Here is a 26,014-nt window from a genome sequence, read left to right on the forward strand (position 1 = left end):
CGCCGCTGGTGGCCCGGGTCGTCGTCGACGTGCCCCTGGCGCACCTCGACCGGCCTTTCGACTACGCCGTCCCGGACACGCTCGCCGACACCGTGCGGACCGGCTGCCGGGTGCGCGTGCGCTTCCACGGCCGCCTGGTCGACGGCGTGGTGTGGGAGCTGGGGGAGACCACCGAGTTCGGCGGCTCGCTCCAGCCGCTGTCCCACGTCCCCTCCGGCGAGCCGGTGCTCACCCCGCAGGTCGCGCGGCTCGTGCGCACGGTCGCCGACCGCTACGCCGGGACGGCGAGCGACGTGCTGAGGCTGGCTCTCCCGCCGCGCCGGGCCGCGGCCGAGAAGCGGGAGACGCCCACGCCCGAGGAGCTGCCGGGGCCGCCGGACCCGGCCGGTTTCGCGCGCTACGCGGCCGGGCCGGCACTGCTCGACGCGCTCGCCGAGGGCCGCCCGGCCCGGGCGGTGTGGACGGCGCTGCCCGGCGAGGACTGGCCCACCCGCCTGGTCGAGCTGTGCCGCGCGACGCTCTCGGGACGACGGGGTGCGCTGGTCGTGGTGCCCGACGGGCGGGACCTGGACCGGCTGGCCGCGGCGGCCGCCGCGCTGCTGCCGGCGCACTCGTTCACCGTGCTGCGCGCCGACGACTCACCGGAGAAGCGGTACCGCGCCTTCCTGGCCGCCTCGCGCGGCGCCGCGCAGGTGGTGCTGGGCACCCGTGCCGCGATGTTCGCGCCGGTCCGGGACCTGGGGCTGGTGGTCGTCTGGGACGACGGCGACGACCTGCACGCCGACGAGCGCGCGCCCTACCCGCACGCCCGCGACGTGCTGGTGCAGCGGGCGTGGCTGGACGACTGCGCCGCGGTGGTGGCCGGCACCACCCGCACCGCCGAGGGGGCGCTGCTGGTCGAGTCCGGCTGGGCGCACGAGCTGGTCGCCGAGCGGGCCGTCCTGCGCGCCGCCGCACCCCGGGTGCAGGCGCTGGGCGAGGACTTCGAGCTGGCCCGGGACGCCGCCGCGCGCTCGGCCCGGCTGCCCTCGCTGGCGCACGAGGCGGCGCGCCGGGCGCTGGCCGCCGACACCCCGGTGCTCGTGCAGGTGCCGCGCCGCGGGTACGTGCCCTCGCTGGCCTGCGCGCGCTGCCGGGCGCCGGCCCGCTGCGCGCACTGCGCCGGGCCGCTGGGCATCTCGCCGCGGCCCGGCCCCGGCGGGACGCGGATCCCCGCCTGCCGCTGGTGCGCCCGCCCGGCGGCGACGTTCGACTGCCCGCACTGCCACGGCACCAAGCTGCGCGCCTCGGTGATCGGGGAGTCCCGGACGGCGGAGGAGCTGGCCCGCGCCTTCCCCGGGGCGGCGGTGCGCACCTCCGGCAGCACGACGGGCGTGCTCGCGTCGGTGCCGGGCGGGGCGGCACTCGTCGTCTCCACCCCGGGGGCCGAGCCGGTCGCCGAGGGCGGGTACGGCGCGGCGCTGCTCCTGGACTCGTGGGCGCTGCTGGGCCGGGCCGACCTGCGCGCGGGGGAGGAGACGCTGCGGCGCTGGATGAACGCCGCCGCGCTGGTCCGGCCGGCGTCGGCGGGCGGGCACGTGGTCGTGGCGGCCGACGCGGGGCACCCCGTCGTCCAGGCGCTGGTGCGGTGGGACCCGGCGTGGCTGGCCGCCCGCGAGCTGGCCGACCGCCGGGAGCTGGGCTTCCCGCCCGCGACCCGCATGGCGTCGGTGTCCGGGTCACCGGCGGCGCTCGCCGAGTTCCTCGAGGCGCTCCGCCTGTCCGATGGCGCCGACCTGCTCGGCCCGGTGCCCGAGCGCCCACGGCCGGGCGAGGAGGGGGAGCGGGAGCGCTACCTCGTCCGGGTGCCCCGCGCCGCCGGCGCCGCCCTGGCGCACGCCCTGGCCGAGGTGCAGGGCGTGCGCAGCGCGAGGAAGGTGCCCGAGCACGTCCGGGTGCAGCTGGACCCGCTGGACCTGGTGTGATGCCCGCATGCGGACGATCGGCCTGCTGGGCGGGATGAGCTGGGAGAGCAGCGCGCTGTACTACCGGCTGCTCAACGAAGCGGTGCGGGAGCGGCTGGGCGGGCTGCACTCGGCGCGCTGCGTGCTGCTGTCGGTCGACTTCGCGGAGATCGCGCGCCTGCAGGAGACCGGCGACTGGCAGCGCGCGGGCGAGCTGCTGGCCGCCGACGCGCGATCGCTGCAGGCGGCCGGGACCGACCTGGTGCTGCTCTGCACCAACACCATGCACACCGTGGCCGACGCCGTCACCGCCGGGCTGGACGTCCCGCTGCTGCACATCGGCGACAGCACGGCCGAGGCGGTCACCGCCGCCGGGCTGACCCGGATCGGGCTGCTGGGCACCCGGTACACGATGGAGCAGCCGTTCCTGGCCGACCGGCTCATCGCGGCGGGGCTCGAGGTCGTGGTCCCCGAGCTGGACGACCGGGACATGGTGCACCGGGTCATCTACGAGGAGCTGGTGCTGGGCGTCGTCCGGGAGGAGTCGCGGGCGGCCTACCGCGCGGTGGTCGACCGGCTGGTGGCCCGCGGCGCGCAGGGGGTGGTCCTCGGCTGCACCGAGATCGAGCTGCTCATCGGCCCGGGGGACGTCGGCGTCCCGACCTTCCCGACGACGGCGCTGCACGTCGCCGCGGCCGTGCGGGCTGCGCTCGACGACGACGCGCCGAGGGCCCCGCTTACGATCGGCGGGTGAGCGTCACCCCGATCCGGCTGTACGGCGACCCCGTCCTGCGCACGCCCGCGGCCCCGGTCGTCGACTTCGACGCCGAGCTGCGGCAGCTGGTCGCCGACCTGACCGAGACCATGCACGCCGCCGGCGGGGCCGGGCTGGCCGCCCCGCAGATCGGCGTCGGCCTGCGGGTGTTCACCTGGTTCGTCGACGGCGAGGTCGGCCACCTGGTCAACCCCGACGTCGCCGCGGTGGGCGAGGAGCAGCAGGACGGCCCCGAGGGCTGCCTGTCGCTCCCGGGGTTGCGCTACGACTGCCGGCGGCACCTGCACGTGGTCGCGTCGGGCTGGAACATGCACGGCGACCCGGTGCGCATCGAGGGCTCGGAGCTGCTCGCCCGCGCCATCCAGCACGAGACCGACCACCTCGACGGCGTCCTGTTCGTCGACCGGCTCGACGAGGTGGCCCGCACCCAGGCCCTCGCCGAGCTCGAAGCGGCCGAGTGGGCCGGCGTCGCCGCGTACCTGCCGGCGCCCCCTCCCGTCGTGAAGGTGAGCCCGCACTGAAGCTCCTGTTCGCGGGTACGCCCGCGCCCGCCGTGCCCTCCCTGGAGGCGCTGCTCGCCTCCGACCACGAGGTGGTGGCGGTCCTCACCCGTCCCGACGCCCGTTCCGGCCGGGGGCGGAGGACCGGCCGCTCGCCGGTCGCCGAGCGCGCCGACGCCGCCGGGATCCCGGTGCTGCAGCCGCGCTCGCCGCGGGAGCCGGAGTTCCTCGAGCAGCTGGCCGGGCTCGCGGTGGACTGCGCGCCGGTCGTCGCCTACGGCGCGCTGGTCCCGCAGGCCGCCCTCGACCTGCCGGCGCACGGCTGGGTCAACCTGCACTTCTCGCTGCTGCCGGCCTGGCGGGGAGCCGCACCCGTGCAGCACGCGATCATGGCCGGCGACGAGATCACGGGTGCTGCCACGTTCCGGCTCGAGGCCGGGTTGGACACCGGTCCGGTGTTCGGCACCGTCACCGAGGCGATCGGGCCCCGCGACACGGCCGGCGACCTGCTGGGGCGGCTGGCCGTCAGTGGCGCGCAGCTGCTCGTGGCCACGCTCGACGGCATCGCCGCCGGGGCGCTGGAGCCGCGGCCCCAGCCGGCCGAGGGCGTCAGCCTGGCGCCGAAGGTGGAACCCGCCGACGCCCGCGTCGACTGGGCGCTGCCGGCGCACGTGGTGGACCGGCGGGTCCGGGGCGTCACGCCCGCGCCGGGAGCCTGGACGACGTGGCGTGGTGACCGGCTGCGGCTGGGCCCGGTGACCCCCGCGCCGGAGGCGCCGGCGCTCTCGCCCGGCGAGCTGCGCGTCGAGGGCCGCGAGGTCCTGGCCGGCGCCGGCAGCGGCGCCGTCCGGCTGGGCGAGGTGCAGCCGGCCGGCAAGCGGATGATCCCGGCGGCGGACTGGGCGCGCGGTGCCCGGCCGGCCGCCGGCGAACGGCTGGGCGAGGCGTGACCCGGCCGCCGAAGCGTCCGGCCGGCGGGCCCCGGCGGCGCCGTCCGCTGGACGGTGCGCGGCTGACCGCCTACGACGTGCTGGACGGCGTCTCGTCGCGGGACGCCTACGCGAACCTGCTGCTGCCGCAGCTGCTGCGCGAGCGCGACCTGGACACCCGCGACGCGGCCTTCGCGACGCAGCTCGCCTACGGCACGCTGCGCGCCACCGGCACCCTCGACGCGGTGCTCGCCGGCCTGGTCGACCGCCCGCTGGCCGAGCTCGACCCGCGGGTGCTCGACCTGCTGCGCCTGGGCGCCTACCAGCTGATCGACCTGCGGGTGCCCTCGCACGCGGCGGTCGACACGACGGTGGACCTCACCCGGGCGATCGTCGGCACCGGCGCGTCCGGGCTGGTCAACGCGGTGCTGCGCAAGGTGGCGGCGGGCGGTGACCGCACGGCCTGGTTGGCCGCGCTCGGCGGCGACGCCGAGCAGCAGCTGGCGCTGGCGACCGACCACCCGCGGTGGATCGTGGACGCGTGGCGGGACGCCCTCGGCGGCGGGGGCGAGCTGGAGCCGGCGCTGCTCGCCGACGACGCGGCGCCCGAGGTGCACCTGGTCGCGCGGCGGATCCCGCGCGAGGAGCTGGCTGCGGAGTCCGGCGGCGAGCCCGGGCCGTGGTCGCCCTACGCGGTGCGGCTGCCGGGGGGCGATCCCGGGCGGCTGGCCGCTGTGCGCTCCGGCCGGGCCGCCGTGCAGGACGAGGGCAGCCAGCTGGCCGCGCTGCTGCTGAGCCGGGCGCCGCTGGAGGGGCCCGACGCGGCGTGGCTGGACATGTGCGCGGGGCCGGGTGGCAAGGCCGGTCTGCTGGCGGCGGTGCGCCCCGACGGGGTCCGGCTCACCGCCGCCGACCGGGCGCCGCACCGCGCCGATCTCGTGCGCCAGGCGCTGGGGGACCAGGCCGACGTCGAGGTGCTGGCCGCGGACGGCCGCGAGGCGCCCTGGCAGGCCGGTTCGTTCGACCGGGTGCTGCTCGACGCGCCGTGCACGGGCCTGGGCGCGCTGCGCCGCCGTCCCGAGGTGCGCTGGCGCCGGACGCCCGAGGACGTCGCCCCGCTGGTGGAGCTCCAGGTCGAGCTGCTGGCGAGCGCCCTGGCGTCGGTGCGGCCGGGGGGAGTGGTCGCGTACGTGACCTGCTCGCCGCACACCGAGGAGACCGTCGGCGTGGTCGACGTCGCCGCCGCGCGCGACGACGTCGAGGTGCTGCCGGTCGCGCCGCTGTTCCCCGAGGTGCCCGGCATCGCGCGCGGGGACTACGCGCAGCTGTGGCCGCACCGGCACGGCACCGATGCCATGTTCATGGCGCTGCTGCGTCGAACCCGCTGACCCCAGCTCCGGCCCGGCTACGGTGCCGGGCATGGCCTGGCTGCCCGAGGAGTTCGTCCACCCGCTGCGCGCCGACCTGCCGACGGGGCACCACCTGCGCCCGATCCGCGCCGAGGACGTGGGCATCGACTTCCCCGCGGTGATGGGCTCGCGCGAGCGGCTCTGGGCGATCTACGGCGACGCGTGGGGCTGGCCGCCGGCGGGGATGACGCCGGAGCAGGACCGCGCGGACCTGGCCCGGCACGAGCGGGAAATCGAGGCGCACGAGAGCTTCAACTACGCGCTGCTGCCCGAGGACGAGGGTGCGCTCCTGGGTTGCGTCTACGTGGACCCGCCCGAGAAGGCCGGCGACGTCGGGGCCGAGGTGTCCTGGTGGGTGGTCGACGAGCTCGTCGGCACGGATGTGGAGCGGGCGTTGGACGACTTCGTGCCCCGCTGGCTGGCGGAGGGGTGGCCGCTGCCCGCGCCGCCGCGCTTCGTCGGGCGCGACCTCTCCTGGGCGGAGTGGATCGGGCTGCCCGACCGGGACGCGGCGGCCTAGTCGACGGTCGCGAAGGCCCGCACCGGGAAGGTTGCCAGCCCCTCGACGGCCACCGGGACGGCGGTGAAGACGGCGCCGGTGTCGGGGAGCCCGCCGAGCCCGGTGAGGTGCTCGACCACGGGGATGTCGGCGCCCAGCAGCACGGTGTGCGCCGGGCGGGCGCGGCCCACGGTGTCGTCGATGTTGACCGAGTCGATGCCGACCAGCGCCGCCCCACCGTCCACCAGGACCCGGCAGGCGTCCTCGGTGAGGTGCGGGTGGTCGGCGTCGAGGTAGCGCTCGGTGCCCCAGTGCTCGTCCCAGCCGGTGTGCACGAGCACGGCCCGCCCGGCCAGGTCGAGGCCGGCGAACGCGCCGGCGTCCAGGGCGTGGCCGAGCCCGGCGGCGCGCACGACCACCGCGGGCAGGCCGGCGCAGCGCTCCAGGGCGAGACCGGCGAGGTCGTGCCCGTCCCGGTAGCGGTGCGCCGGGGTGTCCAGGTACGTGCCGGTGTTGCCCACCATGCTGATCCGGCCGATCTGGAACTCGGTGCCCGCGGCGTAGGTCCCGTGCGACTCGTCGAAGGCCAGGTGCAGACCGATCTCGGGCTCGGGCAGGCCGGGGTAGGTGACCATCCCGGACCGGACGACGTGGCTCAGGTCGACGTATCGCACGCGGTGATCATGGCTGACCGCGGTGGAGGTCAGAAGGGTGGTGGGTCGTCCGCCGGTGGGGGCGGGGGACTCGGTGGCTCGGCGAGCACCCGGTGTCCCGGTGGTCGGCTGGTCCGGGTGACGCCGGACGGGGTGAGGACGGTGAGTGTGCCGTCGTCGTCGAGGGTGTGGGTCCAGCCGGGGGCGTGGGTCTTGAGCCGGTGGTGGCGGCGGCACAGGCAGCAGAGGTTGGCGCAGTCGGTGGCGCCGCCCTCTCCGTGTGGCACGACGTGGTCGAGGTCGGCGCGTGCGGCGGGGACGTGGCAGCCGGGGTGGCGGCAGGTGCGGTCGCGGGCGGTGAGGTAGCGGCGCTGCGCGGCCGTCGGGGTGTAGCGGTTCACGGCCTCAGGGGCGCCGAGCAGCGGGCAGCCGCAGGCCTGGTGGGGGTGGTCGGGGCAGCCGCGGCGGGCGAGGCGCTCCACCTCGCGCTGGCCGGTGACCGCCAGCAGCCGGCCCCGGTGGTCGGTGAGGGCGATGTCGAGGGCGCCGCCGGCCGGCGCGCGCAGCCCGCCCGGGCCCACGGCGTCGAGCTGGGCCAGCAGCTCGCGCAGGTGGGCGGCGGTGATCGGCTCACCGTCCACCTCGCCGACCGGCGCTTCGGCTCCCGGCCGGCGGTAGGCGGCGGGCAGCGGGGCGCCGCCGTCGAGGAACCCGCCGACGGTGAGCGCGTCGAGTGGGGCGATGACGGTCAGGTGCGCGGTCACCGGTGGCTGCTGCTGCCAGGGCCGCAGCAGCAGGTCCAGGCCCGCGCCGACCCGCAGCACGCCGACCGGGCGGCGGTCACCGGCGGCCTGGGCGGTGCAGGCGTGCGCGTCCAGGGTGCGGCGGCAGGCGACCGCCTCGGGGTGCGGCATCCGCAGGGCCAGCTCGCTCATGCCGTTGCCGATCCGCCGGACCGTCACATCGGCGGCCTGGCGGGCCTGCGTCCGGCGCCGGTCAGCGGCCGCCTGGTCGCGGGCGGCCAGCTCGCGCTGCACGCGCTCCCGCAGCCCCCGGACCGACAGGCCGCCCGCGACCGGCAGCACCGCGGCCTCGACCGCGGCGACCACGGCCGGGTCGCTGTCATCGGCCGGGCGGCCCAGCTCCGCGGCGATCGCCCGGGCACGCGGCCAGTCCAGCGCCCCGCCGGCCAGCGCCGCCCAGGTGCGGGGGAGCCGGGTGGACAGCACGTGCGCGTGGTCCAGCAGCGTCACCGCCGCCGCCCGGCTGACCCCCAGGATCAGCGCCAGCTCGTCCAGGGCGAACTCACTGGTCCCCGCCGGCCCGTGCTCGGCCTCACCGGCCCGCCCCGGCCGGGCATCGTCGCCGACCGGGCGGGCCGCGGCGATGTCCAGGGCGAGCTCCAGCTTCAGCGACGCCAGCTTCGCCTCGGCCACCGTCACCTGCTGCAGGAAACCCGCCGACTCCGCCGACGACCGGCGACGCGGCAGCCACTCGCCCAGCCGCTCCACCCGCGGCGCCGGATCCGGATCGGCCGGCTCCCACGGCGACGGCGCGGCATCGACCGGCACCACGGTCACACCGACCGCCACCCCGCCCCTCGATGCCATGACCCCACGCTAGGCGCGGGGTACGACAGTTTGCGCAGGTCAGTCGCGCGGCGGGCCCGGCGGGTCTGCCAGCCAGCGGCGGCCGGCGCGGGCCTCCCGCTCGAGGGCGAGCACGAAGCACCCCGCCCCCAGCCAGAACTCCGACGACCAGGTCCACGGCCGGAGGCAGAGCAGCGACGCCCCGGCCGCGTATCCGAGCATCGTCGCGACCTGGCGGGTGAGGACCTCGCGACCGCGTCGAGCCGCCTCGGCGGTGGCGTCGTTCCCGAGCTCTCCCGCGGGCGGCCGGGCGCTGTCGGTCACGGGCGCAGGCTAGGCCGCTCGCAGGCGGTCGGGGCGCGATCCCGCGGCACCTAGACTCCCCGCGTGTCCCGGCAGCCGATGATCGCCCCCAGCCTGCTCTCCGCCGACTTCGCGAACCTCGCCGCCGAGGTCGCGCGGGTCGCCGACGCCGACTGGCTGCACGTCGACGTCATGGACGCGCACTTCGTCCCGAACCTGACCCTCGGCCTCCCCGTCGCTCAGGCGATCCAGGCGGTGAGCCCGGTCCCGCTCGACTGCCACCTGATGATCGAGAACCCGGAGCGCTGGGCGCCCGGGTACGCCGAGATGGGCGCCCGCAACGTCACCGTGCACGCGGAGGCCTGCACCGACCCGCGTGCGGTGGCCCGCGACATCCGCGCCGCCGGTGCGCTCGCCGGTCTGGCGATCAAGCCGGGCACCCCGCTCGAGGACCACCTCGACGTGCTGACCGACTTCGACACGCTGCTGGTCATGAGCGTCGAGCCCGGCTTCGGCGGCCAGTCCTTCATCGCCGACGTGCTCCCCAAGGCGCGCAAGGCCCGCGAGCTGGTGGATGCCGGCCACCTCACGCTGATCGTCGAGATCGACGGGGGCATCAACGCCGACACCATCGAGCAGGCCGCCGGGGCCGGCGTCGACATGTTCGTCGCGGGCTCGGCCGTCTACGGCGCCGACGACCCCGCCCGGGCCATCGCCGCGCTGCGCGCGCAGGCCGCCGCGGCGATGCCGGGATGACCGTCACCGGCACCGAGCTCGGCGCGATGGCCCGCGCCCGCGACCTGGGCGCCTCGGTCCTGGGCACGACCAGCCCCAACCCCGCGGTGGGCGCGGTCGTGCTGGCTGCCGACGGCACGGTGGCCGGCGAGGGGGCGACCCAGCCGCCCGGCGGCCCGCACGCCGAGGTGCAGGCGCTGGCGGCCGCGGGGGGACGGGCGCGCGGTGGCACCGCCGTCGTCACGCTCGAGCCCTGCGCGCACACCGGCCGCACCGGGCCGTGCGCCGACGCGCTGATCGCGGCCGGGGTCGCCCGCGTGGTCGTCGCCGTCCCCGAGCCGACGGAGAACGCCGGCGGGGGAGCCGACCGGCTGCGCGCCGCCGGCATCGACGTCGAGCTCGGCGTCGAGCAGGACGAGGCGGAGCTCGGGAGCCTCGCGCCCTGGCTGACCGGCGTGCGCGAGCACCGGCCGCAGGTGGTCTGGAAGGTGGCCGCCACGCTCGACGGCCGGGTGGCCGCCGCCGACGGCAGCAGCCGGTGGATCACCGGCGAGCAGGCCCGCTCCGCCGTCCACCGCCTGCGGGCCACCTGCGACGCCGTCGTCGTCGGCTCCGGGACGGCGGTGACCGACGACCCGCAGCTCACCGTCCGGGACGCCGACGGCCGGGACGCCGGCCGGCAGCCGCTGCGGGTGGTCGTCGACCGCCGCGGGCGGCTGCCGGAGAACGCCCGGGTGCTCGACGACGCCGCGCCCACCCTGGTCAGCCGGGCCGCGGGACCGGCCGACCTGCTCGCCGACTTGTTCGTCCGCGACGTCCGCCGGGTGCTGCTGGAGGGCGGCCCGACGCTGGCCGCCGCCTTCCTCCGCGCCGGCCTCGTCGACGAGGCCGTGGTGCACCTCGCCCCGAAGCTGCTGGGTGCCGGGCCCGCCCTGGTGGGTGACCTGGGAATCAGCGCGATCACCGGAGCGCTTGAGTTCGAGACCGTCGAGATCCTCCCCCTGGGTGGGGACGTGCAGCTCCGCCTGCGGCCCACCCGGCACACTGGGGGACGACAGTCCGTCCGGAGGAGGAGCTGAGATGTTCACCGGGATCGTCGAAGAGGTGGGCACGCTCGTCGTCCGCGAGGACCAGGCCGAGGCCGCCCGCCTCGAGATCCGCGCCAGCCGCGTGCTGGAGGACGTCGCCCTCGGGGACTCCATCGCCGTCGACGGCGTCTGCCTGACCGTCACCGGCGTCGAGGACGGCGTCTGGAGCACCGACGTCATGGCGGAGACCCTCCGCCGCAGCAGCCTGGGCAAGGTCGAGGCCGGCAGCCGGGTCAACCTCGAGCGGGCCGTCACCCCGAACACCCGGCTCGGCGGGCACATCGTGCAGGGCCACGTCGACGGCGTCGGCACCGTCCTCGCCCGCACCCCGGCCGAGCACTGGGAGGTCGTCCGCGTCGGGCTGCCCGCCGGCCTGGCGCGCTACGTCGTCGAGAAGGGCTCCATCACCGTCGACGGCGTGTCCCTGACCGTCAGCGCGGTCAGCGCCGCCGCCGACCCCGAGCCCTGGTTCGAGGTCAGCCTCATCCCCACCACCCTCCGCGAGACCACGCTGGGCGCGCGCGCCACGGGGGACCCCGTCAACCTGGAGGTCGACGTGATCGCCAAGCACGTCGAGCGACTGCTGGAGGCACGTCGGTGACGACACCCTTGACCCGTCTGGACAGCATCGAGACCGCCATCGCGGCGATCAAGGACGGCCGCCCGGTCGTCGTGATCGACGACGAGGACCGCGAGAACGAGGGCGACCTGATCTTCGCCTCGGAGCTCGCGACCCCCGAGCTGGTGGCCTTCATGGTCCGCTACACCTCGGGCTACATCTGCGTCGCCGTCACCGAGGCCGACGCCGACCGGCTGGACCTGCCCCCCATGCACCGGGTGAACCAGGACCGCCTCGGCACCGCCTACACCGTGACCGTGGACGCCCGCGAGGGCGTCACCACCGGCATCTCCGCCGCCGACCGGGCGACCACGATCCGCACCCTCGCGGCGGAGGACACCAACTCCCGCGACCTCTCCCGCCCGGGGCACATCGTCCCGCTGCGGGCCAAGGACGGCGGTGTGCTGCGCCGGCCCGGCCACACCGAAGCCGCCGTGGACCTCGCCGTCCTCGCCGGCCTGCGGCCCTCCGGGACGCTGTGCGAGATCGTCAGCGAGAAGGACCCCACCGGCATGGCGCGCGGCGAGGAGCTGCGCGTCTTCGCCGACGAGCACGACCTCGTCATGGTGTCGATCGCCGACCTGATCGCCTACCGCAAGCGCTTCGACAAGCTGGTCGAGCGGGTGGCCGAGGCGATCGTGCCGCTGACCCCCGGCACGTTCACCGCCGTCGGCTACCGCAGCTCCTACGACGAGCGCGAGCACGTGGCCTTCGTCTACGGCGACATCGGCGACGGCGAGGACGTGCTGGTGCGCGTGCACTCCGAGTGCCTCACCGGCGACGTCTTCGGCTCGCTGCGCTGCGACTGCGGCCCCCAGCTGCAGGCCGCGCTGGCCGCCGTGGCCGAGGAGGGTCGCGGCATCGTGCTCTACATCCGCGGGCACGAGGGCCGCGGCATCGGCCTGCTGCACAAGCTGCAGGCCTACCAGCTGCAGGACCTCGGCGCCGACACCGTCGACGCCAACCTCGACCTGGGTCTGCCGGCCGATGCGCGCGACTACGGCACCGGGGCGCAGATCCTGGTCGACCTCGGCGTGCACACGATGCGGCTGCTGACCAACAACCCGGCCAAGCGCGCCGGGCTGGAGGGCTACGGCCTCAAGGTGCTCGGCCGGGTCTCGCTGCCCAGCCACGTCACCTCGCAGAACCTGGGCTACCTGCGCACCAAGCGCGACCGCATGGGCCACCTGCTGGACATCATCGAGCCGGAGGTCGAGGTCGCCGGCGAGCCCGTGCACGCCGACCCGATCCCGGAGAACGTCCCGCTGCGCGTCGACGAGCAGCCCTCGTGAGCGGCACTGGAGCACCCGTCGTGGAGCCGGTCGACGCGGCAGGGCTGACCCTCGGCGTCGTCGCGACGACGTGGCACGCCGAGCTCACCGACAGTCTGCTGGCCCGCGCCCTCGAGGCGGCCCGGGCCAGCGGCATCACCGCGCCGACCGTGGTCCGCGCCCCGGGTGCCGTCGAGCTGCCGGTCGTCGCCCAGGCGCTGGCCGAGCGGCACGACGCCGTCGTCGCCCTCGGCGTCGTGATCCGCGGGGGGACGCCGCACTTCGAGTACGTCTGCGACGCGGTGACCGCCGGGCTGACCCGGGTGTCGCTGGACGCGGCCACGCCCGTGGGCAACGGCGTCCTCACCTGCGACACCGAGGAGCAGGCGCGCGACCGCGCCGGCCTGCCCGGCTCGGCCGAGGACAAGGGCTGGGAGGCGACCATCGCCGCGCTGGCCACCGCCCTGACCCTGCGCGACCTGCGGCCCCCGCAGCGCACCACCGGGTTCAGCGTGACCCCCGCCGGAGGCCGGTCGTGAAGACGTTCGACGCCCTGTTCGCCGAGCTCTCGGCCAAGGTCGCCGAGGGCGATCCCGCCTCGGGCACCGTCACCGCCGTGCGCGACGGCGTGCACGCCGCGGGCAAGAAGGTCGTCGAGGAGGCGGCCGAGTCGTGGATGGCCGCCGAGCACGAGGGGGAGGAGCGGACGGCCGAGGAGATCAGCCAGCTCCTCTACCGGGTGCAGGTGCTGATGCTCGCCAGGGGTCTGACCCTGGACGACGTCTACGCTCACCTCTGATCGCGACCCGACCCACCGCCCTGAGGAGCTCTCCCGTGCTGCGCATCGCCGTGCCCAACAAGGGCGTCCTGAGCGAGCCGGCCGCCGAGATGCTCGCCGAGAGCGGGTACCGGATGCGGCGCAGCACCAAGGACCTCGTCGTCTACGACCCGGACAACGACACCGAGTTCTTCTACCTGCGGCCCCGCGACATCGCCGTCTACGTGGCCGCCGGGACCCTCGACGTCGGCATCACCGGCCGCGACATGCTGCTGGAGACCGCGCCGGCCGAGGGCGAGGGCCCGACCGCGGTCGAGGTCATGCCGCTGGGCTTCGGCCGGTCCTCCTTCCGCTTCGCCTCCCCGGTCGGCTCGGGCATCGAGTCGGTCGACCAGCTCGCCGGCAAGCGGATCGCCACCGCCTACCCGGTGCTGCTGCAGCGCCACCTCGAGGACTCCGGCATCAAGGCCGACGTGGTCAAGCTCGACGGCGCCGTCGAGACCGCGTGCGCGCTGGGCGTCGCCGACGCCGTCTGCGACGTCGTGGAGACCGGGACGACGCTGCGGGCCGCGGGGCTGCACATCATCGGTGAGCCGGTGCTGGCCAGCGAGGCCATCCTGGTCGGCCGCGAGGGCGCCGAGGAGATCGGGGCGGTCGCGCAGCTGCGCCGCCGCCTGCAGGGCGTGCTGGTCGCCCGGCAGTACGTGATGCTCGACTACGACTGCCCGGACGACCTGCTCGCCCGCGCCACCGAGCTGACCCCGGGCATCGAGGGGCCGACGGTCAGCCCCCTGCAGCGGGCCGGCTGGTCGGCGGTCCGCGCCATGGTCCGCCGCAGCCAGACCAACCAGGTCATGGACGAGCTGTACGAACTCGGCGCGCGAGCCATCCTGGTCACCAGCATCCATGCCTCCCGGCTCTGAGCCGGAACCTCCCGGCGTCCCCGCGCGTCAGTCCGGCATGCGCCGACTCCTGCCCCTGCTCCTGACGGTCGCCGCCCTGGCCCTGGCCGGCTGCGGGACGGCGGACGACGGCGATGCGGCGGGGCCGAGCACGGACGGAGGCGGCGGCGGGGCCGCGGCCGGGGGCGGCATCTCGCAGGCCGACAACGACCTGCAGGTCGAGGTCGACCTGGGCGACGGCAGCGCGGCGCAGACGTGGACGCTCACCTGCGTCGGCTTCGTCGAGGGCAGCCACCCCGAGGCGCAGGCGGCCTGCGACCACCTGTCCGCGCTGACCGACCCGTTCGCCCCGCTGCCCGACGACGTCATGTGCACCCAGGTGTACGGCGGGCCCGAGACCGCGCACGTCGTCGGCCGCTGGGGCGGGCAGCCGGTCGACCTCCAGCTCTCCCGGACCGACGGCTGCCGCATCGAGCAGTGGGCCGCGCTGGTCCCGCTGGTGCCCGCGCCGGCCGGCTGACCGCGGCCCGGTGGGGTCAGCCGGCCGACCGGCCGGTCAGCGCACGCGCGTGGTGCGCTCCACCAGGTCGATCGCGGTGCACAGCCCGAGCGCCGTCGCCCGGCTGCCGGTCGGGCCGGAGGCGAGCAACGCCGCCACGGCCGGGGCCAGCGGCCGCTCGCCGACCAGGGCGTGCAGCACCGCCGCGTACTCACCGCTCACCCGGCCGGCCGCCGCGTGCCGCAGCAGCGCGCGGGAGAGCTCGGTGGTGCGGCAGGCCGCCAGGGTCGTGACGCCGGCCGCGAAGCGCGGAGCGGCGGGGTGCCCGAGCAGGACCAGCCCGGCGACCGTGCCGGCCATGACGTCGTCGCCGGCCGGGGTGAGCCCGGGGCCGAGGCCGATCAGCCGGGTCGCGGTGCGCAGGGCGGCATCGAGGTCGGCCCGCCGGACGGCACCGCGCAACGCGGCCAGCGGTCCACCGGGGCCGGTGGGCAGGCCGGGCAGCGCGAAGGCGCTGTGCGGGACGCCCTCCCCGTAGAGGGTGGTCCGCAACTGGCGCACTCCCTCGGGCAGCAGCGCCGGGCGGGCGCTGGGCAGCCGTGGGCGGGGGTCCCACCACGCGGCGGCGCTGACCACCAGGTCGCCGACGACGATGCGGCCGCCGCCGACCTCGGCCGGAGCGGTCGGGGAGGCCAGCGGACGCCCCGTGCTCGGGCGGAACAGCACGCAGCCGAGCGGCAGCCGCGCGGCGTCGCTGGTGAGCACCCCGACGACGTCGCCGTCGCGCTCACCGGGCACGTGCAGGTACACCCCGGTCGGGGTGCTGGCGACGACGCGCGCCTTGCGGACCGGTCCGCGCAGCAGCGCGGCGACACCGGTGCTCGCGGCGGCCGGTACGGCGGCCATGGGTCGCGCCGGACGCGTGGTCCGCGCCGCCGCCGCGCCGGATCCGCGGGGGAGGGGGATGGTCGGGACACCGGCCCGCGCGGCGCGACCGCGCGCGGCCGCCTGCGAGTGGGTGTCCGTGCTGGTGTCGTTGCCGGTTGTCTCGTCGATCGTGCGCACTGGCGGCCCTTCGCCGGAGGTGCGACGGGGGGCGAGAGCCCCCGTCCGGTCTCTGCTCGCGTCCGGACGCAGAGGGCCGTGCCGCCGGTTGCCGGGTGACGGCTTAGCATCGCTGCGAGCGGGTTGAGCGGGCTTCGAACCTATGCGGCGCGTCGCACGCCGTCTTATGGCGGAACTCGCCAAGAATGGATGGTGCCGTTCAAGGAGTCCTGACAGACTTCCGAGACGGGACCGCCTCATTGGCGACTGGAAAGGGATGCGTCGTGACGCAGGGTGAAGCCTCGGTGGTAGCTCCAACGCAGCGTGACGGAACCGTGCCGTTTCGTCGCAACCGTGTGGTCGACGAGTCGGCGCGTCCGGACCCGTCCTGGACCGACCGCGGCAGCTGGCAGGAGCGCATGGGACTCACCGTCGAGGACGCGCTGGACCTCCCGGGGCTGACCGGCACCGCGGTGGTCGCCGGGGCCGGCGGGCTGGGCCGCTCCGTCCGGCTCATGGTCGTCGACAAGCCCGCCGACCCGCTCGCGGGCGCGGGCGCCGACGTGCTCGTCGTGCTGGGCGCGCGGCTGCCCCCGGCCGACCCCGCCAACTGCCGGGCGCTGGTCGAGCGGCTGGACTCCATGGGCACCGCTGCGCTGGCCTTCCGCAGGACCGAGGGGCCGCCCCCCGTGCCGGCCGAGGTGCTCGCCGAGGCCGACCGCCGCGGGCTGCCCGTGCTGGCGCTGCCCGCCAACGTCCGCCTGGACGAGGTGGTCGCCGAGGTGCTGGGCGCCGTCGTCACCAAGCAGGGCCAGGCCCTCGCGCTCAACTCCCGCATGGACGACCAGTTCATGGAGGTGGCGCTCACCGGCGGGGGGCTGGCCGAGGTGACCGCGCGGCTCGCCGCGATGCTCGACGGCGCCGCGGTGCTCGGCCTGGGCCCGGACCGCGAGGTGGTCACCAGCGCCGGCGTGCAGGACGACGTCGAGGAGATCAGCGACTGGCTGTGGCTGCTGGACGCCGCCGCCGACGACGCGCTCGCCGAGCTCACGCCGTCCCACCGGCTGGCCGGCGTGCGCGCGGACCGCACCGCCGTCACCCCGGCCGACGTCCTGGCCGACGCCGACCTCTCCCCGGCCGACGGCATCCTGCTCGTCCCTGGCCACCACCAGCTGCCCGGCGGGGTGGGTGAGTACGCGGTGGCGCCGATCATGGCCGGGGACCAGCGGCACGGCTGGCTGGTCGCGGTGCACCGGACGGGCGCGATGATGGTCGGTGCCGGCGGCGTCCTCGAACGCGCGGCGGTGATCGCGGCGCTGTCGGTCATCCGGCTGCAGGCCGTGCACTCGGTCGAGCTGCGGTTCCAGGGTGACCTGGTGCGCCGGCTCGTCGGCGGCTCGGTGGGGCACACCGAGCGGACGCTGGCCTACACCCGGTCCTTCGGCTGGCGGCTGGACGGCCCGGTCGCCGTCCTCGTGACCGCGACCGAGACCGTCGCCGACGCCGCGGGTGACCCCACCCGGGCCCTCGACGTCCTCGACCGGCTGGCCGACGGCTGGCGCTCCGCGCTGGAGGCCGAGGTGGCCGGCGCCGCCGTCGCGGGGCTCGCGACCGAGATCGTCACCCTGCTGCCGCTGGACGGGCGGACCCCCGAGGAGGTGTCCTCGCTCGTCGCCGCGGTGAGCTCGCGGGTCAACGGGCGGCTGCGCCGGCTCGGTCGCGTGCTCGGCACCGGCATCGGCCGGCCCGCGGGCTCGCTGTCGGAGCTGGCCGAGGCGCACCGCCAGGCCCAGCGCGCCCTCGGCGTCGGCCAGGAGATCCAGGGCGGTGCGTCGGTCACCCACTTCGACCAGCTCGGGGTCTTCCGTCTGCTCTCCCTCATCCCGGACAGCACGGAGCTGCGCTCCTACGTCGACGAGGTGCTCGGCCCGCTGGCCGACGCGACCGACGCCGACTCCGCCGACCTGCGCGAGACGCTGCTGGTGCTGCTGGAGACCAACCTCAACGTCGCGGAGTCCGCGCGCCGGCTGCACTTCCACTACAACACGATGCGCTACCGCATCGGCAAGCTGGAGCGGATGCTCGGGCCCTTCACCAGCGACCCCACGCTGCGGCTGAACCTGCTGCTCGCGCTGCACGCCGCCCGGATGAGCGGGCTGGACCAGCCGCACCGCCCGCCGCTGGAGGCCGGGATGGCCCCGCCGCCGGACGAGGGGCTGGACTCGCTGCTCTAGGCAGCCAGCCAGGCGTCGATCCCGGCGAGCAGCTCGCGCTGCACGGCTGCCGGCGCGAAGGACGCCGTCACCGAGGCGCGGGCCAGGTCGGCGAGCGCGGCGTCGTCCCACCCGTGGACGTCGCGGACGGCGTCGTACTCGCCCGGCAGCGTCCAGCCCGTCTCGGCGGGGACGTCGGTGGACAGGGTGACCACCAGCCCGGCGTCCCGCAGCGCCGGCAGCGGGTGCGCGGCCAGGTCGGGCACCAGCCCGAGCGCGACGTTCGACGACGGGCAGACCTCGAGCGGGACGGCGCGGTCGCGCAGATCCGCGACCAGCTCCGGGTCCTCGGTCACGCGCAGCCCGTGGCCGATCCGCTCCGCCCGGCCGGTCCTGAGCGCCTGCCGCACGCTGGCCGGGCCCTGGGTCTCGCCGGCGTGGTGGACCAGGTGCAGCCCGGCGTCGGCGGCCTCGGCCACCAGCCCGGCGAAGGGGGCCAGCGGGTGCTCCTCGGCCCCGGCGAAGCCGACACCCACGACGCCGGCGTGGCGGTACCGGCGGGCCAGCTCCACGGTCCGCCGGAAGCGCTCTGCGGACCGGCGCCGCGGGTGGTCCAGCAGCACCTGCACCTCGAGCCCGGTCTCCGCCCGCCCGGCCGCCAGCCCGTCCAGCACCGCGGTCAGCGGCATCTCGGGGTCGCCGAGCCGCTCGCCGTGGCTCGCGGCGGTGAACGTCACCTCCGCGTAGCGGACGCCCTGGGCGACCTGATCGGCGCAGAACTCCCGGGCCACGCGGGTGAAGTCCTCCGGTCGGCGCAGGCAGTCGCGGACAGCGCCGTTGACCTGGGCGAACTCCGCGAACCCGGCGTACCGGCCCGCGCGCGGGAGCAGGGCGAGACCGTGCTCCGCCGCCAGCTCGCGGGCGGTGTCCTCGCGGACCGCGCTCTCCAGGTGCACGTGCAGGTGCGCCGTCGGCAGGGTGGTCAGGTCGCGCACCGGCGCAGCGTACGGACGAGGATGGCCAGGACGCCGCACCGTGCGGCACGGAGGAGGCGACGCACGTGACAGGTCCGCTGCAGGGGAAGGTCGCACTGGTCACCGGGGCGTCGTCGGGCATCGGGGAGGCGACGGCGGAGGCCCTCGCCGCCGCCGGCGCCGCGGTCGCCATCGGGGCGCGCCGCAAGGACCGGCTCGACGGCCTCGCCGCCCGGCTGCGGGCCGACGGCGCCACGGTGCTCGCGCTCGACCTCGACGTGACCGACGAGCAGGCGTGCGCCGACGCGGTCGCCCGCACCCGGGCCGAGCTGGGGGGCCTGGACGTCCTGGTCAACAACGCCGGCGTCATGCTGCTCGGCACGATCGTCGGCGCCGACCCCGAGGACTGGCGGCGGATGCTGCACACCAACGTCCTCGGCCTCATGTACATGACGCACGCGGCCATCGACGGCATGGTCGAGCAGGGCTCGGGTGACGTCGTCAACGTGTCGAGCGTCGCCGGGCGGGTGGCCCGCAAGGGCGCCGGCGTCTACAACGCCAGCAAGTGGGCGGTGAACGCCTTCAGCGAGTCGCTGCGGCAGGAGGTGACCGGGCGCGGGGTGCGGATCGGGCTGGTCGAGCCGGGCGCGGTCGCCACCGAGCTCACCGACCACATCACCCAGCCCGAGGCGAAGGCGGCGTCGAGGAAGATGGCCGAGACCATGACGCCGCTGCAGGCCGAGGACATCGCCCGCGCCGTCGTCTACATGGTCAGCCAGCCCCGCCACGTCGCCGTCAACGAGGTGCTCGTCCGCCCCACGGACCAGGAACGGTGACCTGCTAGTCGTGGAAGACCTCGATGGCGGCGCCGATCTCGACCAGCCGCTCGTAGAGGTGCTCGTAGCCGCGGGCGATGATGTCGACGTTGCGCAGCACCGAGGTGCCCTTCGCCGCCAGCATGGCCAGCAGGATGCAGACCGCGGGGCGCAGCGCCGGCGGGCAGACGACCTCGGCGCTGGACCACCGCGTCGGGCCGTCGACCAGCACGCGGTGCGGGTCGAGCAGCCGCACGTCGGCGCCCAGCCGGGTGAGGTCGGACAGGTGGATCGCCCGGTTGTCGTAGACCCAGTCGTGGATCATCGTCGACCCCTCCGCCTGCGCGGCGATGACCGCGAAGAACGGCAGGTTGTCGATGTTGAGGCCCGGGAACGGCATCGGGTGGATCTTGTCGATCGGCGCCCGCAGCCTCGACGGGTGGATGGTGACGTCGGCCAGCCGGGTGTGCCCGTTGTCGGCCAGGTACTCCGCCGAGAGCTCGTAGCGCAGGCCCATCTCGGCCAGGACGGCGAGCTCGATCTCCAGGAACTCGACCGGCGCCCGCCGCACGGTCAGCTCCGAGCCGGTGACGATGCCCGCGGTGAGCAGGCTCATCGCCTCGACCGGGTCCTCGCTGATCGTGTAGTCGACGTCGGCGTCGAGCACCGCCCGGCCGGAGACGGTCAGCGTCGTCGTCCCCAGGCCCTCGACGCCCACGCCGAGCAGCTGCAGGTACAGGCAGAGGTCCTGGACCATGTAGTTGGAGCTGGCATTGCGGATGGTCGTCGTGCCCTCGGTGCGGGCGGCGGCGAGCAGGGCGTTCTCGGTGACGGTGTCCCCGCGCTCGGTCAGCACGATGGTGCGGTCGCTGGCGCCGGTCGGGGTGACCGTGGCGTGGTACTCGCCGGCCCGGGCCTCCACCTCCAGCCCGAAGGGGCGCAGGGCGATCATGTGCGGCTGCACGGTGCGGGTGCCCAGGTCGCAGCCCCCCGCGTAGGGCAGCTCGAACTCCGGCGCCCGGTGCAGCAGCGGGCCGAGGAACATGATGATGCTGCGGGTCCGGCGCGCGGCGTCGGCGTCGATGCCGGCCAGGTCCAGCTGCTCGGGGACGACGAGGGTGAGGTCGTGACCGGCCTCGTCCCAGGTGGCCGAGACGCCGATCGACCGGAGGACGTCGAGGATCCGCTCGACCTCCACGATCCGGGCGACGTTGCGCAGCGTCGTCCGCCCGCGGTTGAGCAGCGCCGCGCAGAGCAGCGCCACCGCGGCGTTCTTCGAGGACTTGACCGCGACGCTGCCGCTGAGCAGCCGACCGCCGGTGACCCGCAGGTGCGTGGGGCCCGACGGCCCGACGCTGATCAGCTCGCTCTCCAGCGCAGCCGACAGCCGGCCGAGGAGCTCGAGGGTCAGGTTCTGGTTGCCCTGCTCGATCCGTGCCACCGCGCTCTGGCTGGTGCCCAGCCGGTCGGCCAGCTGCTGCTGGGTGAGGCCGCGGTGCCGCCGGGCGTCGCGGACCAGCGCGCCGATCCGGGCCATCGCGGTGTCAGGGGCCTGCTCGGTCAGCGTCACCGGGGCACGGTATCTCGTGTGTGAGATACCGCCGTGCAGGCCGGGCCGGGCGTGTGCGATCGGAGGTGCGAGGGCCAGGATGGGTCCGTGGAGGTCCTGGTCACCGGTGGCACCGGCCGGCTCGGTCAGCGCCTGGTCCCGCGGCTGCGGGCGACGGGCGCCACGGTGCGGCAGATGTCCCGGCGCGGCACCGGACCGGGCGGGGTGCGCGGCGACCTCGCCACCGGCTTCGACCTGACGACGGCGCTGGCCGGAGCGGAGGTCGTGGTGCACGCCGCCGGCGACCCGCGCGGGGACCCGTGGGAGGTCGACGTCGCGGGCACCCGCCGGCTGGTCCAGGCGGTCGACCGCGACCGGCTGCGGCACCTGCTGCACGTGAGCATCGTCGGCGTCGACCGGATCCCGTTCGGCTACCACCGCGCCAAGTTCGCCGCCGAGCAGGTGCTGCTCGCCTCCGGCCTCCCGGTCACCCTGCTGCGGGTCACCCAGTTCCACGAGTTCGTCGACGAGTTCCTCGACACCGCCCGCCGCGGGCCGGTCCTCCCGGTGCCGATGGGCTGGCAGGCGCAACCGGTCGACGTCGACGAGGTGGCCGCGCACGTGGTCGAGCTGAGCTCCGGCCCGCCCTCGGGCGGCGTGGTGGAGTTCGGCGGGCCGGAGGTGCACACCGCGGCCGAGCTGGCGCGGCTGTGGACCGCGGCGCGCGCTCCGGGCGTGCACGTGGTGGCCACACCGGTACCGGGCCGGCTGAGCTCTGCGATCCGCGACGGCGCCGCCCTGCCCCGCGGCGGCGCGCGCGGGCGGCGCACGTACGCCGAGCACCTGCGCGGCTGAGCGCGGCGTTCCTGCCGAGGACCGTGGCAGGACCGCCGAAGCGGACGCGACGGCCGGTATCCGCCGGAACGTGTCGGTGCCGGTGCCTAGGGTCCGGTCGTGACCACCGCACCAGCCCTCCCGGGACGCACGCTCCTGGCCGTCGTCGTGACCGTGCTCGCCTGGGCGTCGGCGTTCGTCGCCATCCGCGGCGTGGGGGAGGACGTCTCCCCGGGTGCCCTCGCGCTCGGTCGCTTGCTGGTGGGGACGGCGGTGCTGGCCGCGCTGGCCGCCGGCCGCGGCTGGGTGCGCCCGGACCGCCGCGAGTGGGTGCTGCTCGTGGTGTGCGGCGTCGGGTGGTTCGGGGTCTACAACCTCGCGCTCAACGCCGCCGAGCAGCACCTGGACGCCGGCACCACCGCGATGCTGGTCAACATCGGCCCCATCCTCATCGCCGTCCTGGCCGGGTGGCTGCTGGGCGAGGGGTTCCCGCGCTGGCTGGTGGTGGGCGTGGCCGTCGCCTTCGCGGGCGTGCTGCTCATCGGCCTGGCCACCCGCGGCGCGGACGTCGACCTCCTCGGCGTGCTGCTCTGCGTCGTCGCCGCGGTCACCTACGCCGTGGGCGTCGTCGCGCAGAAGCCGCTGCTCGGCCGGCTGCCCGCCCTGCAGGTCACCCTGACCGCGTGCGCCATCGGCGCCGTCTGCTGCCTGCCGTGGGCCGGCGCCCTGCTCGCCGACCTCGGCACCGCACCGGCCGGCTCCATCGCCGGCATGGTCTACCTCGGGGTGGTGCCGACGGCGCTCGCGTTCAGCACCTGGGCGTACGCGCTGACCCGGATGGACGCAGGCCGGCTGGGCGTGACCACCTACCTCGTGCCGCCGCTGGTGATCCTGCTGGGCTGGGTGCTGCTGGACGAGGTCCCGCCGGCGCTGGCCGTGGTGGGCGGCGCGGTGTGCCTCGCGGGGGTGGCGCTGTCCCGGCGCGGCGGGCGGCGGCCGGTCGTCCCGCAGGCCGAGACGGTGCCCGCCGGCTGACCTCATGGTGGGTCTCCCGCCGCGGATGGGGTAGGCAGGCAACAGGCAACGACCAGGAGGGGACGCGGTGGAGCAGCAGGAGTGGGCACGCGTGGTGGAGGCGGCCACGCGGGCGCCCTCGATCCACAACACCCAGCCGTGGCGGTTCACCGCCACGCCCGACCAGCTCGACGTCCACCTCGACCCGGCCCGCGCGCTGCCGGTGCTCGACCCCACCCGCCGGCAGCAGGTCATCAGCTGCGGCATCGCCGTCGAGTTCGCCGTCGTGGCCCTCGCTGCGGCGGGGCGGCTCACCGAGGTGGAACTGCTGCCGGACGACGACGCCGACCACCTGGCCACCCTGCGGGTCATCGGCCCGATCGAGGCGACCGACGAGGACCGCGCGCTGGCCGCCGCCGTCGGGCAGCGGCACACGGTGCGCGACCCCTTCCAGGCCCGCGACCTCCCGGCCGGCCTGACGGACCGGCTGCAGGCCGAGGCCGGCGCCTTCGGCGCGTGGTTCAAGCCGGTGACCCGCTCCGAGGAGGAGGTTGCCACCGTCTTCCTCATCGACCGGGCGGAGGAGATGGAGCAGGGGGACCCCGCCTACCTGGCCGAGCTGCAGAGCTGGCTGCGCACCGACCCCGCAGCCGTCGACGGCGTGCCGGTCGGGGCGGTGCCGGGCGGTGACCCGCACCAGCGGCCCTCGAACTGGACCATCCGCGACTTCGTCGTCGGCACGCGGGAGCACGCGCCGGCCGGGGTGGTCGACCCCGACGCGCCACCGCCGGCGGTCGAACGGCCCGCGGTCGTGCTCATGGGCACCGACGGGGACGAGCGGTACGACTGGGTGCAGGCCGGCCGGGCGCTGGCGCGGGTGCTGCTGGTGGCCACCGCCGCCGGGCTCGCCGCCTCGCCGCTGACCCAGGCGCTGGACTGGCCGGCCACGCGGACCCGCCTGCGGTCCCGGCTCTCGCTGGTCGGGCACCCGCAGATGCTGCTGCGGATGGGCTACCCGCAGGAGACGCCCGCCGCCCCGCACAGCGGGCGGCGGCCGGTCGCCGACGTGCTCACCGTCGTGACCGGCTGAGCGCCGGTCAGCCGGTGCGGCGCGGAGCGGCCCAGGGGTCCTCGTCGTCGTCCGGGCCGGCGTCGTCGTCGGCGGGGGAGGAGGGCGCGCTGCGCCGGGCGGCGGCCTCCAGGGCCGCGTCCCGCTCGGACGCGCGCTCGGCGGCCAGCGCCCGCTCCCGGGCCCGCTCCTCGCGCAGCGACGGCCGGTCCGCGACCGGCGCGCCGGCGCCCAGCCGCCAGAGCGCGACCCCGGCGAGGGCCAGTCCGATCGGCAGCACGTAGGCGGCGGCCCGCTCGGTCGCCCCCTCGGCGAGGACGTCGACGCCGGTGACGAAGAACGTGGTCGCCGCGGCCCCGACGAGCCCGAGCAGGACCAGCGTCGTGCCGAGCAGCTCCGAGCGCGGCCGCAGCGCGTAGGCCAGGGCGATCAGGCCGAGGGCACCGCCGACCAGGTAGAGGGTGGCGCCGACGGCGTGCCAGGTGTCGGAGCGGTCGCTGGGCAGCACCCCCACGAGCAGCACGCCGAGCGCGGCGATCCCGAACAGGTAGGTGGCGACCCTGCCCGCGCCGCTGCGCAGCGGCGGGAGGAGCAGCAGCGCGCCGGCCAGGATCAGCCCTGCCTGCACCACGAAGGAGGCGTTCATCGCCTGGTGGCCCGGCCAGGTGGTGGCGCCCAGGTCGCTGATGACGTCGTCGATGCGGGAGTGCCCCTCGCCGCGCAGCTGCACGAGGGTCTCGACGACGAAGAACTGCAGGGTGAGCAGCCAGGCGAGCGCGCCCCAGCGGAACCGGTCGGAGATCACGGGCCCCATCGTCCCAGCCCGGCCGGAGCGGCCCGCTCGAGGACCACGTCGAGCTGGGTCTCGCTCAGCCAGGAGGGGTTGCTGCCCGCCGGCATCCGCAGCACCTCGGCGTCCCGGAACCGGGGGTCGTGCAGGAGCTCGCCGCGCTCGACCGGAACCGCCAGCCGGGTCAGCCGCACCGGCAGCACGAGCTGGTCGTCGTCCGGCCCGTCGCCGGGCCGCACCGGACCGGTGACCGTGCCGACGGCGTGCACACCCGGCAGGACGCGGCCGCTCACCCACAGCACCACCGGCCGGCCGGGGACGACGAGGTCGAGCCGGTAGGAGGACCGGACGCAGCGGGTCAGGTCCCGCTGCTCGCCCGGCGCCCATCCGGGGTCGATCGCGTCCGGCGGCCGGGTGCTCTTGAGCAGCCAGCCGGCGACGTCCCCGGCCTCCAGCCGGGCTCCTGGCACGGGAGCGGCGCGGATCAGTCGGTGGCGGGGTGCCGGATGCCGCCGGCCGGGTCGGCGTCGTCGGAGCCGACGGCCTGGCGCTCCTGCTCGGTGCGGTGCTCGAGCACCTCGTCGTCGGGGTGCGGGTCCTTGGCGTGCTGCGTGCGGTCCCGCGTCACGTTCTCCTCGGGGACGAGGACGTCGTCGAGGTTCGGCTGGTCGGGGGAGGTCATCGGGAGTGCTCCGTCCATGGGGGAAGTGGTCCCCCGAGCCATAGCCAGCGGCCACCCGACCCAATCCCGGGGCGGCGTCAGCGGGGCTCGAGCCGCGCCGCAGGCAGCCAGGTCTCGATCAGCGCCGGCCCGTGCGGCCCGGTGACGGTGTAAGCGACCCGCCCCTGCCACGTCCCGGCGCGCTGGCGCCACTCCACGAGCAGCCCGGGCCAGGTGCCGGGGAACTCCGGCGGGTCACGCACCCAGCAGTGCCGACCCTCGCCGCCGTCGCCTGCGGCGGCGAACACCGCGCTCGCGGGGCCGGGCGCCCGCGAGGCGTCGGGCGGGGCGTTCACGCCGGACTCCGCCGCTCGCTCCTGGAGGGAGCGTCGACTGCGCCCGCTGTGCATCCCACCTGCCACCGGCCCAGCATGGCACGGTGCGAACACATGTTCGAGCGGTCACTCGTCGGGCGTGTCCGGGTGAACTCTGGGTGACGCGACCGGGTGGTGAAGCTCACGCGGCCGACGCGCCGACGACGCGCGGTGACGGGACCGGA

General features: G+C 76.2%; 29 protein-coding genes. 19 read left to right on the forward strand and 10 right to left on the reverse strand.

Annotation, left to right across the window (positions count from 1 at the left end):
• Positions 1–8: 8 nt before the first annotated feature.
• From ACI79H_RS15220 to ACI79H_RS15245, 6 genes are read left to right on the forward strand one after another with little or no spacing between them, the layout of a single operon-like run.
• Complete coding sequence (locus ACI79H_RS15220) at positions 9–1,964, forward strand: primosomal protein N' (RefSeq protein ID WP_456555245.1); 1,956 nt, start codon at positions 9–11, stop codon at positions 1,962–1,964.
• Positions 1,965–1,971: 7 nt separating this feature from the next.
• Positions 1,972–2,697 carry an aspartate/glutamate racemase family protein gene (locus ACI79H_RS15225; RefSeq protein WP_456555246.1) on the forward strand — a complete coding sequence of 242 codons (726 nt, stop codon included), beginning with the start codon at positions 1,972–1,974 and terminating at the stop codon, positions 2,695–2,697.
• The gene (def, locus tag ACI79H_RS15230; RefSeq protein ID WP_456555247.1) at positions 2,694–3,239 is read left to right on the forward strand and encodes a peptide deformylase; all 546 of its coding nucleotides are present in this window, start codon (positions 2,694–2,696) and stop codon (positions 3,237–3,239) included. Before ACI79H_RS15225 ends, def begins: the two co-directional genes overlap by 4 nt.
• Positions 3,176–4,168 carry a methionyl-tRNA formyltransferase gene (fmt, locus tag ACI79H_RS15235; protein ID WP_456555248.1) on the forward strand — a complete coding sequence of 331 codons (993 nt, stop codon included), beginning with the start codon at positions 3,176–3,178 and terminating at the stop codon, positions 4,166–4,168. Before def ends, fmt begins: the two co-directional genes overlap by 64 nt.
• Entirely contained in the window at positions 4,165–5,535 is a 1,371-nt protein-coding gene (locus tag ACI79H_RS15240; RefSeq protein ID WP_456555249.1) for an RsmB/NOP family class I SAM-dependent RNA methyltransferase, read from the forward strand. Before fmt ends, ACI79H_RS15240 begins: the two co-directional genes overlap by 4 nt.
• Before the next feature lie 31 nt (positions 5,536–5,566).
• Positions 5,567–6,076: a GNAT family N-acetyltransferase gene (locus tag ACI79H_RS15245; RefSeq protein WP_456555250.1), complete on the forward strand. Its 510-nt coding sequence runs from the start codon at positions 5,567–5,569 to the stop codon at positions 6,074–6,076.
• On the opposite strand, the gene ACI79H_RS15250 is transcribed toward ACI79H_RS15245, so the two are convergent.
• Genes ACI79H_RS15250 through ACI79H_RS15260 form a run of 3 tightly spaced genes read right to left on the reverse strand, consistent with a single transcriptional unit; the run spans position 6,073 to position 8,621 of the window.
• Complete coding sequence (locus ACI79H_RS15250) at positions 6,073–6,729, reverse strand: cyclase family protein (protein WP_456555251.1); 657 nt, start codon at positions 6,727–6,729, stop codon at positions 6,073–6,075. The genes ACI79H_RS15245 and ACI79H_RS15250 overlap by 4 nt on opposite strands.
• 29 nt (positions 6,730–6,758) lie before the next feature.
• Positions 6,759–8,318 carry a DUF222 domain-containing protein gene (locus tag ACI79H_RS15255; protein WP_456555252.1) on the reverse strand — a complete coding sequence of 520 codons (1,560 nt, stop codon included), beginning with the start codon at positions 8,316–8,318 and terminating at the stop codon, positions 6,759–6,761.
• Between the two features lie 39 nt (positions 8,319–8,357).
• Positions 8,358–8,621, reverse strand: coding sequence for a hypothetical protein (locus ACI79H_RS15260; RefSeq protein ID WP_456555253.1), 264 nt, complete (start codon positions 8,619–8,621; stop codon positions 8,358–8,360).
• 63 nt (positions 8,622–8,684) lie between these two features.
• Here ACI79H_RS15260 and rpe point away from each other — a divergent pair, with 63 nt between their 5' ends.
• The 8 genes from rpe to ACI79H_RS15300 are packed head-to-tail and all read left to right on the forward strand — an operon-like array spanning position 8,685 to position 14,513.
• Positions 8,685–9,356, forward strand: coding sequence for a ribulose-phosphate 3-epimerase (gene rpe / locus ACI79H_RS15265; protein WP_456555254.1), 672 nt, complete (start codon positions 8,685–8,687; stop codon positions 9,354–9,356).
• Positions 9,353–10,414 carry a bifunctional diaminohydroxyphosphoribosylaminopyrimidine deaminase/5-amino-6-(5-phosphoribosylamino)uracil reductase RibD gene (gene ribD, locus ACI79H_RS15270; RefSeq protein ID WP_456555255.1) on the forward strand — a complete coding sequence of 354 codons (1,062 nt, stop codon included), beginning with the start codon at positions 9,353–9,355 and terminating at the stop codon, positions 10,412–10,414. The genes rpe and ribD overlap by 4 nt, the downstream gene beginning before the upstream one ends.
• 1 nt (position 10,415) lies before the next feature.
• Positions 10,416–11,024 carry a riboflavin synthase gene (locus tag ACI79H_RS15275; protein WP_456555256.1) on the forward strand — a complete coding sequence of 203 codons (609 nt, stop codon included), beginning with the start codon at positions 10,416–10,418 and terminating at the stop codon, positions 11,022–11,024.
• On the forward strand, positions 11,021–12,334 hold the full coding sequence (locus tag ACI79H_RS15280; protein ID WP_456555257.1) for a bifunctional 3,4-dihydroxy-2-butanone-4-phosphate synthase/GTP cyclohydrolase II: 1,314 nt from the start codon (positions 11,021–11,023) through the stop codon (positions 12,332–12,334). Before ACI79H_RS15275 ends, ACI79H_RS15280 begins: the two co-directional genes overlap by 4 nt.
• Entirely contained in the window at positions 12,331–12,852 is a 522-nt protein-coding gene (gene ribH / locus ACI79H_RS15285; RefSeq protein ID WP_456555258.1) for a 6,7-dimethyl-8-ribityllumazine synthase, read from the forward strand. The genes ACI79H_RS15280 and ribH overlap by 4 nt, the downstream gene beginning before the upstream one ends.
• Positions 12,849–13,112, forward strand: coding sequence for a phosphoribosyl-ATP diphosphatase (locus ACI79H_RS15290; RefSeq protein WP_456555259.1), 264 nt, complete (start codon positions 12,849–12,851; stop codon positions 13,110–13,112). The genes ribH and ACI79H_RS15290 overlap by 4 nt, the downstream gene beginning before the upstream one ends.
• Positions 13,113–13,147: 35 nt before the next feature.
• Positions 13,148–14,014: an ATP phosphoribosyltransferase gene (hisG, locus tag ACI79H_RS15295; RefSeq protein WP_456555260.1), complete on the forward strand. Its 867-nt coding sequence runs from the start codon at positions 13,148–13,150 to the stop codon at positions 14,012–14,014.
• Positions 14,015–14,051: 37 nt separating this feature from the next.
• Positions 14,052–14,513: an SSI family serine proteinase inhibitor gene (locus ACI79H_RS15300; RefSeq protein WP_456555261.1), complete on the forward strand. Its 462-nt coding sequence runs from the start codon at positions 14,052–14,054 to the stop codon at positions 14,511–14,513.
• A gap of 36 nt (positions 14,514–14,549) precedes the next feature.
• Here the strand turns inward: ACI79H_RS15300 and ACI79H_RS15305 are convergent, their stop codons facing one another.
• Positions 14,550–15,398, reverse strand: a complete 849-nt coding sequence (locus tag ACI79H_RS15305) for a DUF2877 domain-containing protein (protein WP_456555262.1) — start codon at positions 15,396–15,398, stop codon at positions 14,550–14,552.
• Positions 15,399–15,955: 557 nt separating this feature from the next.
• Here ACI79H_RS15305 and ACI79H_RS15310 point away from each other — a divergent pair.
• Entirely contained in the window at positions 15,956–17,770 is a 1,815-nt protein-coding gene (locus ACI79H_RS15310; RefSeq protein WP_456555263.1) for a PucR family transcriptional regulator, read from the forward strand.
• On the opposite strand, the gene add is transcribed toward ACI79H_RS15310, so the two are convergent.
• On the reverse strand, positions 17,767–18,744 hold the full coding sequence (add, locus tag ACI79H_RS15315; RefSeq protein WP_456555264.1) for an adenosine deaminase: 978 nt from the start codon (positions 18,742–18,744) through the stop codon (positions 17,767–17,769). The two genes, ACI79H_RS15310 and add, sit on opposite strands and share 4 nt — an antisense overlap.
• A 65-nt stretch (positions 18,745–18,809) precedes the next feature.
• Between add and ACI79H_RS15320 the strand changes: the two genes are divergently transcribed.
• Positions 18,810–19,559 (forward strand): SDR family NAD(P)-dependent oxidoreductase, encoded by a 750-nt coding sequence (locus ACI79H_RS15320; RefSeq protein WP_456555265.1) that lies wholly within the window; start codon positions 18,810–18,812, stop codon positions 19,557–19,559.
• Between the two features lie 4 nt (positions 19,560–19,563).
• On the opposite strand, the gene ACI79H_RS15325 is transcribed toward ACI79H_RS15320, so the two are convergent.
• Entirely contained in the window at positions 19,564–21,108 is a 1,545-nt protein-coding gene (locus tag ACI79H_RS15325; RefSeq protein WP_456555266.1) for a helix-turn-helix domain-containing protein, read from the reverse strand.
• Between the two features lie 87 nt (positions 21,109–21,195).
• On the opposite strand from ACI79H_RS15325, the gene ACI79H_RS15330 reads away from it, so the two are divergent.
• The 3 genes from ACI79H_RS15330 to ACI79H_RS15340 all read left to right on the forward strand — a co-directional run bounded on the left by ACI79H_RS15330 (position 21,196) and on the right by ACI79H_RS15340 (position 24,025).
• Positions 21,196–21,942, forward strand: a complete 747-nt coding sequence (locus ACI79H_RS15330; protein WP_456555267.1) for an SDR family oxidoreductase — start codon at positions 21,196–21,198, stop codon at positions 21,940–21,942.
• Positions 21,943–22,041: 99 nt separating this feature from the next.
• Positions 22,042–22,956, forward strand: a complete 915-nt coding sequence (locus ACI79H_RS15335; protein ID WP_456555268.1) for a DMT family transporter — start codon at positions 22,042–22,044, stop codon at positions 22,954–22,956.
• Between the two features lie 67 nt (positions 22,957–23,023).
• Positions 23,024–24,025 (forward strand): Acg family FMN-binding oxidoreductase, encoded by a 1,002-nt coding sequence (locus ACI79H_RS15340; RefSeq protein ID WP_456555269.1) that lies wholly within the window; start codon positions 23,024–23,026, stop codon positions 24,023–24,025.
• A gap of 7 nt (positions 24,026–24,032) precedes the next feature.
• Here the strand turns inward: ACI79H_RS15340 and ACI79H_RS15345 are convergent, their stop codons facing one another.
• The 4 genes from ACI79H_RS15345 to ACI79H_RS15360 form a co-directional block, all read right to left on the reverse strand.
• On the reverse strand, positions 24,033–24,818 hold the full coding sequence (locus ACI79H_RS15345) for a DUF998 domain-containing protein (RefSeq protein WP_456555270.1): 786 nt from the start codon (positions 24,816–24,818) through the stop codon (positions 24,033–24,035).
• Positions 24,806–25,264 carry a hypothetical protein gene (locus tag ACI79H_RS15350; protein WP_456555271.1) on the reverse strand — a complete coding sequence of 153 codons (459 nt, stop codon included), beginning with the start codon at positions 25,262–25,264 and terminating at the stop codon, positions 24,806–24,808. The genes ACI79H_RS15345 and ACI79H_RS15350 overlap by 13 nt, the downstream gene beginning before the upstream one ends.
• 14 nt (positions 25,265–25,278) lie before the next feature.
• Entirely contained in the window at positions 25,279–25,476 is a 198-nt protein-coding gene (locus ACI79H_RS15355; protein WP_456555272.1) for a hypothetical protein, read from the reverse strand.
• Between the two features lie 77 nt (positions 25,477–25,553).
• Positions 25,554–25,811 (reverse strand): hypothetical protein, encoded by a 258-nt coding sequence (locus tag ACI79H_RS15360; RefSeq protein ID WP_456555273.1) that lies wholly within the window; start codon positions 25,809–25,811, stop codon positions 25,554–25,556.
• Positions 25,812–26,014 lie beyond the last annotated feature (203 nt).

The sequence above is a fragment of the Blastococcus sp. SYSU D01042 genome (assembly GCF_054050515.1).

Coding starts and splice junctions, on each gene's coding strand:
- ACI79H_RS15225 (WP_456555246.1), top strand. CDS start 1,972: ATGCGGACGATCGGCCTGCTGGGCGGGATGAGCTGGGAGAGCAGCGCG.
- ACI79H_RS15245 (WP_456555250.1), top strand. CDS start 5,567: ATGGCCTGGCTGCCCGAGGAGTTCGTCCACCCGCTGCGCGCCGACCTG.
- ACI79H_RS15255 (WP_456555252.1), bottom strand. CDS start 8,318: ATGGCATCGAGGGGCGGGGTGGCGGTCGGTGTGACCGTGGTGCCGGTC.
- ribD (WP_456555255.1), top strand. CDS start 9,353: ATGACCGTCACCGGCACCGAGCTCGGCGCGATGGCCCGCGCCCGCGAC.
- ACI79H_RS15275 (WP_456555256.1), top strand. CDS start 10,416: ATGTTCACCGGGATCGTCGAAGAGGTGGGCACGCTCGTCGTCCGCGAG.
- ACI79H_RS15300 (WP_456555261.1), top strand. CDS start 14,052: ATGCGCCGACTCCTGCCCCTGCTCCTGACGGTCGCCGCCCTGGCCCTG.
- ACI79H_RS15305 (WP_456555262.1), bottom strand. CDS start 15,398: ATGGCCGCCGTACCGGCCGCCGCGAGCACCGGTGTCGCCGCGCTGCTG.
- ACI79H_RS15310 (WP_456555263.1), top strand. CDS start 15,956: ATGGGACTCACCGTCGAGGACGCGCTGGACCTCCCGGGGCTGACCGGC.
- ACI79H_RS15345 (WP_456555270.1), bottom strand. CDS start 24,818: ATGGGGCCCGTGATCTCCGACCGGTTCCGCTGGGGCGCGCTCGCCTGG.
- ACI79H_RS15355 (WP_456555272.1), bottom strand. CDS start 25,476: ATGACCTCCCCCGACCAGCCGAACCTCGACGACGTCCTCGTCCCCGAG.